Origin of the sequence: Sphingomonas sp. Leaf28, from assembly GCF_001421685.1 — a bacterium.
Classification (GTDB): Bacteria; Pseudomonadota; Alphaproteobacteria; order Sphingomonadales; family Sphingomonadaceae; genus Sphingomonas; species Sphingomonas aurantiaca.
This window is the reverse complement of record NZ_LMKX01000007.1, coordinates 838,362-851,421: the sequence shown is the minus strand read 5'-3', so window position 1 is coordinate 851,421 and position 13,060 is coordinate 838,362. Positions and strand designations below refer to the sequence as shown.

General features: G+C 68.1%; 11 protein-coding genes. 5 read left to right on the top strand and 6 right to left on the bottom strand.

What is annotated here, in order from left to right; translation table 11 throughout:
• Positions 1-26: 26 nt before the first annotated feature.
• From ASE79_RS10180 to ASE79_RS10155, 6 genes are all read right to left on the bottom strand, one after another.
• Positions 27-2,585 carry a TonB-dependent receptor gene (locus tag ASE79_RS10180; RefSeq protein ID WP_056415505.1) on the bottom strand — a complete coding sequence of 853 codons (2,559 nt, stop codon included), beginning with the start codon at positions 2,583-2,585 and terminating at the stop codon, positions 27-29.
• 117 nt (positions 2,586-2,702) lie between these two features.
• A complete protein-coding gene (locus ASE79_RS10175; protein ID WP_235516846.1) occupies positions 2,703-4,268 on the bottom strand; it encodes a tetratricopeptide repeat-containing sulfotransferase family protein in 1,566 nt (521 codons plus the stop codon).
• A 61-nt stretch (positions 4,269-4,329) separates the two neighbouring features.
• The gene (locus tag ASE79_RS10170) at positions 4,330-5,502 is read right to left on the bottom strand and encodes an AMP-binding protein (RefSeq protein WP_056415499.1); all 1,173 of its coding nucleotides are present in this window, start codon (positions 5,500-5,502) and stop codon (positions 4,330-4,332) included.
• Positions 5,499-6,791: a sensor domain-containing diguanylate cyclase gene (locus ASE79_RS10165; protein WP_056415497.1), complete on the bottom strand. Its 1,293-nt coding sequence runs from the start codon at positions 6,789-6,791 to the stop codon at positions 5,499-5,501. The genes ASE79_RS10170 and ASE79_RS10165 overlap by 4 nt, the downstream gene beginning before the upstream one ends.
• Positions 6,792-6,801: 10 nt before the next feature.
• A complete protein-coding gene (locus tag ASE79_RS10160; RefSeq protein ID WP_234422671.1) occupies positions 6,802-7,170 on the bottom strand; it encodes a phosphonate transporter in 369 nt (122 codons plus the stop codon).
• Between the two features lie 153 nt (positions 7,171-7,323).
• Positions 7,324-8,232 carry a LysR family transcriptional regulator gene (locus tag ASE79_RS10155; RefSeq protein WP_056415491.1) on the bottom strand — a complete coding sequence of 303 codons (909 nt, stop codon included), beginning with the start codon at positions 8,230-8,232 and terminating at the stop codon, positions 7,324-7,326.
• Positions 8,233-8,338: 106 nt separating this feature from the next.
• On the opposite strand from ASE79_RS10155, the gene ASE79_RS10150 reads away from it, so the two are divergent.
• From ASE79_RS10150 to ASE79_RS10130, 5 genes are all read left to right on the top strand, one after another.
• On the top strand, positions 8,339-9,544 hold the full coding sequence (locus ASE79_RS10150) for an MFS transporter (protein WP_056415486.1): 1,206 nt from the start codon (positions 8,339-8,341) through the stop codon (positions 9,542-9,544).
• A complete protein-coding gene (locus ASE79_RS10145) occupies positions 9,544-10,524 on the top strand; it encodes a TIGR03571 family LLM class oxidoreductase (protein ID WP_056415483.1) in 981 nt (326 codons plus the stop codon). The genes ASE79_RS10150 and ASE79_RS10145 overlap by 1 nt, the downstream gene beginning before the upstream one ends.
• Positions 10,525-10,551: 27 nt before the next feature.
• Positions 10,552-11,469 (top strand): hypothetical protein, encoded by a 918-nt coding sequence (locus tag ASE79_RS10140; RefSeq protein WP_056415481.1) that lies wholly within the window; start codon positions 10,552-10,554, stop codon positions 11,467-11,469.
• A 92-nt stretch (positions 11,470-11,561) separates the two neighbouring features.
• A complete protein-coding gene (locus ASE79_RS10135) occupies positions 11,562-12,068 on the top strand; it encodes an RNA polymerase sigma factor (protein ID WP_056415478.1) in 507 nt (168 codons plus the stop codon).
• Complete coding sequence (locus ASE79_RS10130) at positions 12,065-12,982, top strand: FecR family protein (protein ID WP_235516845.1); 918 nt, start codon at positions 12,065-12,067, stop codon at positions 12,980-12,982. Before ASE79_RS10135 ends, ASE79_RS10130 begins: the two co-directional genes overlap by 4 nt.
• The last annotated feature ends 78 nt before the right edge of the window (positions 12,983-13,060 follow it).

The following is a 13,060-nucleotide window of genomic DNA, read 5'->3' as shown; positions in this document are numbered from 1 at the left end:
GGGGAGGATCAGCGGGTCATTCCGGTCTAGAATTTCGCGCCTGCGCGCAGGCCGATCGTGCGCGGCGTGCTGGTGACGATATAGGTGCGTTGCGAACAGGTGCCGCATTGCTGGAAGCGCGACAATTGCGCGCGTTCGTCCCAGAGATTCTGGACGAACAGTTCGAACGTGAAGTTCGACAGCTCGGCACCGACCGAGGCGTTGGCGGTCGTATACGCCTTGAGCCGGCCGAAACTCGCGGCCTGTTCCAGTCGGATATCTGCCGCCGCCGAACTCTGATGCGCGACCAGGCCCTGGATATAGGCTTTGGCCGCCCCGATCGGCATGCTGTAGCGCGCGGTGCCGCTTGCCTTGAAGCGCGGGGTGATCGGCAGGCGCGTGCCCTTGGGGGCGAGCACATCGGTGCCGTCGCCGCTACAGACCTGCGTCGCGCACAGGTCGTTGCGGGTCTTGGCATCGGTATAGGCACCCGCCGCGGTGAGCGAGAGGCCGCCCGTCGCGTAGTTGGCATCCGCCTCGATCCCCCTGATCCGCGCGTTCGGCCCGTTCTGGATGATCGTGAAGCTGTTCAGCCCGAGGAACGAGAACTGGAACTTGTCCCACGCCTGCTGATAGATCGACGCGTTGAGCCGCAGCCGGTCGAACAGTGTCGTCTTCAACCCCAGCTCGTAATTGGTCAGGAAGTCCGCGTCGTACGGCGCGACGTCGCCGCGACGGTTGATCCCGCCCGGCCGGAACCCGCGCGAGAAGGTCGCGTAGGCCATCACCTTCTCGGTCGGCTTGTACGTCAGGTTGAAGCGGTAGGTGGCGCCTTGTCCCTCCGTCTTCTTCGGGCGCAGCCCGGTGGTCGTGTACGTCGCCAGGTTGGTGCAGGGCGATCCAGATACCGCCGCGGGCAGCAGCGTGGAGGTATCGCCGCCGCTCAGATACGCCTCGCGCAAGGTCTGGCCATTCGCGAGATAGCAGCCCGCGACGCCGGTCTGGCTGCTGCCCGCGGCGTTGAACGGTGTCGCGCTATAGGGCCGGCCGTCGTCGGGATCGACCGCGGGATTGCGCCCGAACCCGTAGAAGCCGATCAGCGAATTGTCGTAGATATAGGCGCGGCCGCCCGCGGTCGCGGTCAGGTTGGGCAGGATGTCGAAGCTCGCCTCGCCGAACATCGCGTAATCTTTGTCGACGCGCTTCTGCTTGGTCAGCCACAAGGTGCCAGGGGAGCCGTTGACCGATACCGCGGTGCCGAGATTGGCGATCTGGTAATCCTGGAAAATGGCGTTCGTCTGGCGCTGGTAGAAGGCACCGGCGACGATCCGGAACCGGGCCTCGACGGGTGATGCGACGCGCAGCTCCTGGCTGGTCTTCTTGAAATGATCGGTGCCGATGATCTTCTGGCGCGGATCGATCGTCCGCCCGGCATTGTCCTGGTAATAGAAATAGCCGGCCAGCCCGCCGACCGACGAATAGGCGGAGTCATAGGCCTCGGCGTAATCGGTATAGTCGCTCGACGTGTAGGTTTTCCGGTCGAGATACGCGCCGGCATAGGTGACGTCCCAGTTGCCCAGCTTGCCCTCGATCGTCAGTGCGCCCTGGATGAACCGATCGCGGCGATATTCGGGGAAGAAATGCTGGAGCTGGAGGTCGCCGACCTTGGGGTCATAGCCATAGGTGCCGTGGTTGCGCTGTTCCTGGTACAGCACGGTCGGCGTCACGGTCCAGTTGCTGTCGAGATCGACCTTCAGCGCGGCGCGACCGCCATAGGTCTCGGTGTCGTTATAGTTCTTCTTCACGAACGCGGCATTGTCGACGACCACGCCGCCATTTGCCGAGGTGCACGAGGTCGCGGTCGGCTCGGGCAGGTAGCTGCGGCAGCCCGCGACATTGTCGATATAGCCGGCGTCGCGCTGATAGAAGCCGACGACGCGGAGTGCGGCGGACTGCGATAGCGGCATGTTGAGCATGCCCTCGATCTTGCTGCCAATGCCGCCCGACTTGACGCTGTTCACCTCGCCATCGACGCGCCCGTAAAAGTCGCTGGTGTCGGGCTTGTTGGTGATGATCCGGATCGTGCCGGCTTCGGACGACGCGCCGTACAGCGTGCCCTGCGGCCCTGCGAGGCTTTCGATCCGGGCGATGTCGTAGATGTGGACGTCGAGCGTGCCGCCGATCGTCGTCACCGGCTGCTCGTCGAGATACGTGCCGACCGAGGGCAGCGGCCCCGAATGGTTGCCGTCACCGCCCGACGCGACGCCGCGCATATAGACGACGGTCGATCCGGGCTGCGTGGTCTGGAACGACACGGACGGCAGCAGCTGGGTATATTGGTTGAAGTTGGAGATGTTGAGGTCGTCGAGCCGCTTGGTGCCGATCGCCTGGATGCTGATCGGGACTGCCTGGATATTCTGGTCGCGCTTCTGCGCGGTGACGACGATGTCGCCCTCATATTCCCCGGCGGTCGGCCCCGTATCGGTCTGCGCGGCCGTTTCGGGCGCGGCGGTGTCGGTCGGCGCCGTCTGGCCGAACGCGGGCGCCGCAAAAGCGGCCGACGCCAGGAGCGACGCGATCCAAACGCGACGATCGAAAATATGCATGCCCGTTGCCCCCACGACGATTTATGTCGGCAGAGTGTGTTGCGGCGCAACAAAGGTCAAACAAAGCTTGGTCGATGATGAATTAATGTGACGCGTCCGTGACGTTTTCGCCACGGGTCAGGTCGTGGCGGCGAGGCCCAGTGCCGTGCGCAGCGGTCCGAGCCACGCGTCATAGGGGCGCCAGGCATCGACGCCGTCGCGGTTGATCGGCCTGCGGACCTGTTCGGAACTGGCGGTGCGCACCGCGCGCTCGGTCTGGTGGAACGCGAGACAGGCGGGCTCGAACGCCAGTCCGCAAGCCGCCAGCAGCGCGCGGACCTCGACCTCGGTATTCGCGATCAGCGCTTCGTGGTCGACGCGGTGGACCCGGCCGGGCAACACCGTATCGACATGCGTCATCAGCCGCACATAGTCGGTGTAGTAGCGGCCGATATCGTCGAGCGCATAGCTGAACGCCTGGCCGCGCGCATAATGCTGCTTGAAGTTCGAGAAGCAGCAATCGAGCGGGTCGCGGCGTGCGTCGATGATCCGCGCATTGGGCAGCGCGAGGTTGATCAGCGCGATATGCGCCCAGTTGTTGGGCAGCTTGTCGATGAAGAACGGGCGATCGGTACGCCGCTGGATCGCGGCGCGGCGCAGATACTCGTCGCCGATGTCGCGCGCTGCATCGCCGGACAGCGCCGCCAGACCCTCGGGATAGGACGCGATCCGCCGTGCCAGCGCGGGCATGTCGGGCAGTTCGGTCGTCCCCTCGACCAGGCTGTGGCTCGCGAGGATCTGTTCGATCAGCGTCGAGCCGGCGCGCGGCATGCCGAGCACGAAGATCGGGTCGGGGGCGCTCGATCCATAGTCGCGGCGGGCTGCGAGAAAATCGGGGGTGAGCAGCGCGATGCTGCGGTCGACGAACGCCTGCGTCTCGTCGGCGTCGTACACGATCCGCGTCCGGCGCAGCGCGTTACCCGCCGCATAATGCGCGAAGGATCGCACCGGATCGCGCCGGTCCTCGAACGCCTTGCCGAGCGCGAAGTCGAGGTGGAAGCGGTCCTCGTCATCAATGTCGTCGCGCGCGAGGGCTGCCTCCATCGCCGCGATATCGGCCTCGTCGAACCGCACGGTCTTGAGGTTGGCGAGGCTCCACCACGCATCGCCGAGCGTCGGCAGCAGCGCCAGCGCGCGGCGATACGCGGCGATCCCGTCGTCGCGTCGGCCGACGGTCTTGAGCATATGGCCATAGCTCAGCCACACGCGCGGCTGGCCCGGCGCATCGTGCAGGACCTTTTCGTAGAGCGCGATCGCGTCCTCGAACCCGCCGAGCCGGCCGAGCGCGGCGGCCTTCAGGTTCGCGTGACCCGGATTGTCGGGCTCGTCGGCGATCACCGCGTCGAGCAGCGTCAGCGCCTCGGGCGCGCGGTTCTGGCGATACAGCACGAGCGCGAGGTTCGCGCGCGCCGCGGTAAAGCCGGGCGCCAGTTCGACCGCGCGGCGCAGCAACGCCTCCGCATCGCCGTAGCGCCCGATCCGCCCGGCCAGCTCCGCCAGCATCCGGATCGCGCGCGCGTCGAACGGGTCCTGCTTCAGATACGCCTTCAGCAGCGGCTCGGCGATATGGAGCTGGTTGTCGTGCAGCGCGAGCGCGGCCTGCATCAGGTCGCTCGGCCAGCGGGGATTTGGGGGAGGCGCCATCGCTGCCGACAGTCGCGACGCACAAGCCGGGCGTCAAGCCGTCCATAGTGGTGGCGCGGCGTCAGTCCCAGTCGGCGAGCTTGCCCAGCGCATCGCGCGGGAGCGCGGCCCCGAACTGCATGCTCTTCGGTCGTTCGGGGCCGGCCAGCTGATCGGCGATCGCCTGGTCGATCCGCGCGGAGAGCAGGTCGGGATCGGCCGCGTCGTCGCGGACGATGAACGCTTTCAGCCGTCCGTCGTAGCCCAGCCGAACCGCGGCATCGACCACGCCGTCGAGCGTCCGGAGCATAATGGCGACGCGGCCGGGCCACACATTATGCCCGCCGACCTGCACCGCGCCGTCGCGCCGGCCGGTCGGGCGCAGGCCGCGATCGCCGATCCGCTCGATATGATCGGGCAGCGCATGGCGCCCGCCCCGGTCGTCGCCGAGTTGCCAGTCCTTGTCCTTTGGCAGCAAGTACCAGCGGGGCAGCAGCGTATAGGCGGTCGCCGGCAGATCGCGCAGCGCGATGCCGCCCGTTTCCGACGATCCATAGATGTCGAGTAGCCGCGCGAGTCCGTCCGCCAGCAGGTCCGCGGCTAGCCGGTCGTCGAGCGCGCCGCCCGAACTCACCCCGACGATGTCGGCCGGGAAACCGCGCGTCAGCCGAAGCAGCGCGCGCCACTGGTCGGGCACCGCGACGACGAGGTCCCCGGGCGCGAGATCGAGCGGGGTGCCGATCGTCCGCGCGACGACCTCCACGCCCAGCGCCGTGGGCAGCAATGCGGTCCAGATGATCCCGTAGAGGTGATGCGCCGGGACCAAAGCCACCACGCGGCGGCGGCCGGGGATCTGCGTCGCCAGAAAGGCGGCCTCGTCGAGCAGGTCGGCGATGGCGTGGTCGCACGGCTTGGGCCGCCCGGTCGAGCCCGATGTCCGCACCGTCATCCGGCCTTCCGCCGCGGCATGCCCGCGCAGGATCCAGTCGATCCAGTCGCCGACCCGCGCCGGCGGTTCGCGACCCAGGTCGCTGTCCTCTAGCCCGAACGCCTCGGCCAGCGCGCCGAGCGCGATGAGCTGTTCGATCGAGTCGAGCCCGAGCCCGTCCTCGCCGATCGGCAATACTTCGGGCCAGGTGTCGCGATCGGTTGGCGCCGCGCCGGCCGTGCGCCAGCGCCGCAGCTCCGATGCGACCACCGCACACGCGATCCGGTGGACGGCGGCGCGCGAAAGGGCGGGCAACGCCGTGGTCACGCCGCGTGTGCGTCGGACCGATAGACCCGGTTGCGACCCGCGCGCTTGGCGGCATAGAGACGCTCGTCCGCCAGCGCGATCAACGTATCGATCGATCCGCCCGCCTCGTCCAGCGTCGCGCAGCCCAGGCTCGCCGATACCGTCAGCGGGCCGCGCGGCGTGTCGACTTCGATCGCGCCGATCGCGGTGCGCATCGCTTCGGCCAGCCCGATCGCCTGGTCGTTATCACGGCGCGGCAGCAGCGCACCGAACTCCTCGCCGCCCAGTCGCGCGAAGACGCCGCGCGGGGGAAGCAGCATGGTGCAGACCTCCGCGACGCGACGCAGCAGGATGTCGCCGACCGGATGCCCATGCGTGTCGTTGACCGTCTTGAAGTGATCGAGATCGAGCAGGACCAGCGACAAGGGCTGGCCCACCTCGCGCCAGTGGGTCTGCTCGCGCTCCATGATCTGGCTGAAATGGCGCCGGTTCGACGCGCCGGTCAGGTGATCGCATGTCAGCAGCCGGCGCATGTCCTCCGCCGCGCCCTCGCGGCCCGGCACGTCGCGCAGGATCACGGAAAAGCCCGACGGACGGGGATCGTCCGCGTGATCGGAGCGCGCGACCACGAGCCGCTGGCACCAATAGCGCCCGCCATCGGCCCGCCGCTGCCAGCCTTCCTGGAGATGCCAGCCGTCGCGCCCGGCGATCTTCACCTGCTCGCTGAGCCGAAGCGCGGCCCCGGCCGGATCGGTGTCGAGCACGTCCGCCAGATTGCGGCCGGTCACCGCGGCGCAATCATAGCCGGTCTGCCGCGTGAAGCAGGCATTGGCCGACGTGATCAGGCCATCCGCCGTGATCGTGAGCGCGGCATATTCGTTGGTCCCGTCGACCAACGTGGCGAACCAGCTATCCGCCTGGCGCAGCCGCTCCTCCTGCACCACCTGCTCGCTGATGTCGGCCAGCGTCACCATCAGGCGGTCGACGCCCAGTTTCATCACCGTGCAGCCGAGCACCTTGGGCGCCTGCGCACGGCGGCCGGGACCGAGATCGACGAAGATCCGATGCCCGTCGCAGATCTTGCCCGTTGCCGGGCCATAGTCCGCGACGATGCTGCGCAATTCGGGCGCATGCTCCTCCAGCGCCTTGAACAGGTTGCTCGAATCGCGTGGGCCCGCGAGCGGAAGCAGATGCTGCATCGCGTGCGGGTTCATCATCGCGATCTCGCCGGCGCGGTCGCACTCGATCAGCCCGACCGGGCAGGCATAGAGAAATTCGAGAAGCTGCTCCTCGCTCGACGTCCCGTTCATGCCGGTCGGCTCACCGTTCGATCAGGATGTAGCGTCGTGGCGCGTCAGGCCGCGCCAGCAGGCGCAAGCGGACCTTGGTCGGCCGCATCCGCAAGGTGAGGACATAGGGTACGATCGCGTCGAGCACGGGTTCGTCGTCGAACCGCTGCGCCACCATGAAGTTGTTCATGCACTGCGCGACGGCATCGAAGAACGGCACCCCGATGACGGTGGCGGGGTCGAGCCCCGACATCCGCGCCTCGGTCGCGTTATACGTCTGCACGACGGTGTCCGCCCCGAAGCCGACCACCCCGAACGGCAACGCATCGCGCGCGTCACCGCCCATCGATTCGAGATCGTCAACCGAGATTGCATCGAAATTCGCTTGCGTATTCAACACTAACCTTGGCTCCCTCAGCGGTCGGGTCATGCCTTGTGACCGTTAAACTTAGGCTAAAACGCTTGGCTAGGGCCGTCGCGCTCGACTGCCCGTAAACGTCGGCCCGCCGATCATGGGCCCATCGTCGGATCGCCTATCGTACGGCACGGCCGATCACTCGATCCGTAACCCCTGCGTCAGGAGTTCGAGCAGCGCGTCGACCTTGGGGGTGAGCTGCTTGCGTCTCGGCCACACCAGGTGCAGCGGCAGCCCGACCGTCGCCAGATCGGGGAGGATCTCGACAAGCTCGCCGCTGGCAAGTTCGGCCTTGATCAACCAGGTCGCGAGCTGCGCGATGCCGAACCCCGCCTTGACCGTCTCCACCTGTGCCTCGGCGCTACCCAGCACGATCCGCCCGGTCATCGGACGGTCCTCGACGCGCCCGCCGTCGCGCGCGAACCGCCAGTTGATCGTGCTGCCGTCGCCGCGCCCATAGAGAATGCAGTCGAACGCCTCGAGGTCGTCGACGCTGGCCGGCGTGCCCCGTCGTGCGAGATAGGCGGGCGCGGCGCACCGGATGACGCGTTCGCTGCCGAGATAGCGATGACCCAGATTGTCCGGCCAGGGCTCCGAAGCACCGATCCGGATCGCGACGTCGACGCCCTCCTCGACGATATCGATCTTGCGGTCGGTGAAGGTGATGTTCGGCCGCACGTTGGGATGCCGCTCCGCAAAGGCGAGCAGCAGCGGCATCGCCTGCATCCGCCCGAACGCGATCGGCACGTCGACCTTCAGTCGCCCGACGATCTCCGACCGATGCGAGGCGAGCACGGCTTCGGCATCGGCAAGGTCGCCGAGCACGCGGACGCATGTCTCGTAGAACGCCGCGCCGACATCGGTCAGAGTCAGCTTGCGCGTCGTCCGCTCGAACAGCCGGCTGCCCAGCCGCGCCTCGAGCCGCGCCACGCTCTTGCTGACCGCCGAATTGGTCAGGTTCAGCCGCGCGCCGGCGGCGGTGAAGCTGCCCGCATCGGCGCTGCAGACAAAGGCTTCGATGCCCTTCAGGCGTTCGGAGGGAATCACGGTGGCGCTTTCATTGTGGAAACTTTGTCGCGTTATACGCGAATTAATGCCGCACGACGCTCGTTTTCGTCGCGCGTAGAGAGGGCGCCATACAGGAGTCTTGTCAATGTCGTCCCCCAGCCAATCCACCCATGCCGCGCCGCCGGGCAAGAAGTCCGCGGGGCATGGCCTTGCCGTGCTGCTGCTGGCGGTGTCCGCCTTCGTGATCGTCACGACCGAGTTCATCATCGTCGGGCTGCTACCCAGCCTCGCGCGCGATCTCGGCATCTCGATCACCGTCGCGGGGCAACTCGTCACGCTGTTCGCGTTCACCGTGATGCTGGCGGGGCCGTTCCTGACCGCGATGCTTTCGCATTTCGAGCGCAAGCGGCTGTTCGTCGTCATCCTCGTGATCTTCGCCGGCGCAAACGCGTTGGCCGCCGCGGCGCCCGATATCTGGGTCCTTGGGCTCGCGCGTTTCCTGCCGGCGCTTGCGCTGCCGGTGTTCTGGGGAACCGCCAGCGAGACCGCGGGCGAACTCGCCGGGCCTGAAAAGGCCGGCAAGGCCGTCGCCAACGTCTATCTCGGTATCTCGGGCGCGATGGTGCTGGGGATTCCGCTCGGCACGCTCGCCTCGACCGCGTTCGGCTGGCGCGGGACGTTCTGGGGGCTGTCGGGCCTGTCGCTGCTGATGGCGGTGCTGCTGCTCGTCGTCATGCCGACGCTCGCACGGCCCGCGCGCGTCAAGCTCGCCGAACAGGCGCGCATCCTCAAGGATCCGTATTTCCTCGGCAACGTCGTGCTGTCGGTGATCGTGTTCACCGCGATGTTCACCGCCTACACCTATCTCGCCGACACGCTCGAGCAGATCGCGCATATCCCGGCAGGGCAGGTCGGCTGGTGGCTGATGGGCTTCGGGATCGTCGGGCTCGCGGGCAACTGGCTTGGCGGGCAGTTCGTCGGCCGCGGACCGCTGATGGTAACCGCGATCACGTCGCTGGTGCTGGCGGTCGGTATGGCCGCGACGACCCTGGTCGCCGGGTCGCATGTCTGGCTGGCGATCGCGCTCGCCGTCTGGGGCATCGCCAACACCGCGCTCTATCCGATCTGCCAGGTGCGCGTGATGCAGTCGGCGAGCCATGCGCAGGCGCTGGCGGGCACGCTCAACGTCTCGATGGCCAATGCCGGCATCGGCCTCGGCGCGATCATCGGCGGCTCGGTGATCCAGCATCTGGGGCTGGGCGCGGTCGGCTATGTCGCCGCCGCGATCGCGATCCTCGCGGTGCTGGTCACGCCGGTCGTGAACCGCCTCAAGAGCCAGGGCGCGAGCTGATGGACCCGCGTCCGGATACGGTAGCCGCGGATCTGGCCGGGCACGCCGCTTATGCGCGCGTGTTCCAGCCGGGCCGGCTGACTCTGGGCTTCATCGCCCCGCTCGAGGCGTATCCGAATGCGCCTTGGCCGACGCTCGCGGATCACGCGGCGCTGGCGCGCAAGGTCGATGCGCTCGATTTCGCGGCGATCTGGCTGCGCGACGTGCCGTTCTACGACCCGAGCTTCGGCGATGTCGGGCAGGTCCTCGATCCGATGGTCTATGCCGGCTGGCTGGCCGCGCAGACGACGCGGATCGCGATCGGTACCGCGGGGATCGTCCTGCCATTACGCGACCCGCTGATCGTCGCCAAGCAGGCGGCGAGCGTCGATCAGCTGCTCGGCGGACGGTTCCTGCTCGGGCTGTCGACGGGCGATCGTCCGTCCGAGTTCACCGCGTTCGACAGCGATCTCGGCGACCGTCCCGAACGCTACCGCGATGCGATCGGCGTCATCCGCGCGGCGACCGAGCAATCCTTCGCCCGGCATGCGTCGGCGCATTACGGAACGCTCGACGGCACGATCGACATGGTGCCCAAGCCGGTCGGGCCGCGCCTGCCGATCCTCGCGATCGGACGCGCCGGGCAGACGCTGGAGTGGCTGGGCGCCAATACCGACGGGTGGATCTGGCATCTCAGCGACGCCCGGCGTCTGCCCGACGTGCTGGCGCGGTGGCGCAGCGCGACCGCGGGCGGCGCGTACAAGCCTTACGGCTATGGCGCGATGTTCGATCTGCTCGCCGACCCGGATGCGCCGCTGACCTATGCCGCCGGCGGCATCCGGAGCGGCCGCAACGCGCTGATCGCGCTGTGGCAGCGCCAGCGTGACGAGGGCGTCGCGCATGTTGCGCTCAACCCCAAGCCGTCGCGCCGTCCGTTCGCGGACGTCGCCGACGAACTCGCGACCTACGTCCTGCCACATTTTCCGACCGACGCGCGTTAAGCCCCCTTCATCATCAGGATGTCCCCCATGCCCAAGGTTTCCACCACCACCGATTATGCCGCGCGCGACGCGAGCATCGCGATCAACAGCTACACCACCGTGCTGCGCCGCCCGCGCGTGCCGCACGACGTGTTCGCGACCTATTGGCGCGACGTCCACGGCCCGCTCTGCTCGCGCATCCCGGGCCTCGCCTGGTACGTCCAGAACCATCTCGACCGCGAACAGGACGCGCATCTCTGGCCGGCGATCAACGGTATCGCGCCGTTCGCGGACTATGAACTCGACGGCGGGGTGGAGATCGGCTTCGCGTCGAAGGCCGACCAGGACGTCTTCAACGCGGCCAGCCACATCCTGTTCGCGGACGAGCAGAACATGTTCGCGGCCACCGTCGCTTATGCCCTGCCCAACGGGTCGCGCACGTTGGTCGATCGCATCGCCGATCCCATCCCCAATGGCGACGACGGGTTCGACCGCATCCACGTCCATATCGGCGCGGCGGGCAGCGAGGCCGAAACGTTCGCGACGTTCATGACCGACTTTGCCCAGACGCTTGCCGCCGACGCCGCGGTGCTGAAGTTGCGGCTGCATTTGCCGGATCGCTACGACAATGCCGAACCCGCTCCGCCGGCGCCCAACGTCGATCACGAAGTGCCCGCCGAGCGCGCCTTGATCGCGGTGCTCGAGCTCGCCTTCGAAAGCCCGCTGACACGCCGCGCGTTCTTCGAATCCGACACGTTCACCGCGACGCACGCCGCACAGCAGGCGCATATCGCTTATGTCTCGGCATTCGCGGTCAGCGGCGTCTATACCTATGTCCGCGACAAGCAGCTGACCACCGCCGGGCTTCGCGGCAGCCGTCAGGCACAGCTGATCGAGCGGCTCGGCGCCAATAACCAGCTCGCCGACGACGTGCGCGGCCTGATGCACACCGGTACCGTCGACTAAAACCCGCGGATCGCGACCGGCCGTGCCCGTGTCACTGATCCGTCCCCGCGACGTCATCAAACTGTACCCCCGGCCGCATACCGGCTGGGGGGATGACCGCGGCCAACCTCACCACGACCGATCCCGCGCCCGGCCGCCTCTGGCAGGGCTGGTCGCGGTTGCGTGCGCAGGTCGAGCGGCTGACGCGGCGGGCCGATGGCGAGGATCTGCTGCACGATGCCTATGTCAGCATGGCGACGCTCGCCGCCGCGCCGCGCAACGACGAGGCGTTCCTGGTGCATGCCGCGGTCAACCGGGGGCGCGATGCGTTTCGGCGCGAGGCGGTTCGCGGGCATGGCGACGCGGCGGACTCGATCGCCTGGCTGCGCGATCCCTCGCCGATCCAGGACGAGGTGATGATTGCGCAGGCGCGGCTCGCGCGCGTCCGCGACGGCATCGACCGCCTCAGTCCGCGCACCCGCGAGATATTCCTCATGCAACGCCTCGATGGCCATAAATATCGCGAGATTGCCGAGCGACTGGACATCAGCCAAAGCGCGGTCGAGAAGCACATGGCCAAGGCGATGAGCTTCCTGGCCGATTGGACGGAGGGTTGGTGAGTTTCGCGATGCCCGGCCGCCGCTCCCCGAACCCCGGCAATACGTCCCATAGTGATGTGAACCGCAGCGCGGCCGAGTGGATCGCACGGCTCAACGCCGATGACTCCACCGCTAGCGACGCCGCCGACTTCCGCGCCTGGCTCGCCGCGAACCCCGATCACGCCGCGCGGTTCGAACGCGCCACCGACCTGTGGGACATGGTGCCGGGGACGGCGCCGTCGCGCGCGCCCGTCACGCGGCGTCGCGCGATCGCGGGACTCGTCGCGCTGACCGCGACGACCGCCGGCGGGACGATCGCGTTCCAGGCTGCGCATGCCGCGACGCCGTACGAGACGGGGATCGGCGAACAGCGGCGGATCGCGTTGCAGGACGGATCGTCGCTGCTGCTCGATGCGACGACCCGCGTGCGCGTCATCGCGACGGCCGCGCGGCGGCGGCTCTGGCTGGCGCACGGCCGCATCGACCTGACCGTGGCGGCGCTGACGGTGCCGTTCACGATCGACGCGGGGCAGGGGGACCTGACCGCGCAGGCGGGGCGGTTCGACCTGCGCCGCGACCGCGACGACCGCGTCGCCGTCACCGCGATCGAGGGGAGCGCAGCGCTGGGCGCAACGCGGCGGATCACGGGGGGCGAGCGACTGGCCCAAGGCCGGATCGACCGGCCCGACCTTGCCGCGACGCAGGCCTGGACCAGCGGCCGCGCGGCGTTCCATGACGATAGTCTCGCGACCGTCGCCGAGGAGGCGAACCGCTACAGCGCGACCCGGCTGGTGATCGCCGATCCCGCAGTCGCCCGCCTGCGAGTCAGCGGCATGTACCGGATGGGCGACAATGTTGCGCTCGGCCGCTCGCTCGCGTCGTTGCTCGCCGTGCGGGTGCGCACGATCGACGGCGCGGTCCTGCTCGGCGGATAAATTTCGACGCGGGGGGTGGGGTAGATCGATCCTCGCCCGTCGAGGAGGTGCGGCACCATCGCCGCCTTCCTTGGGGGG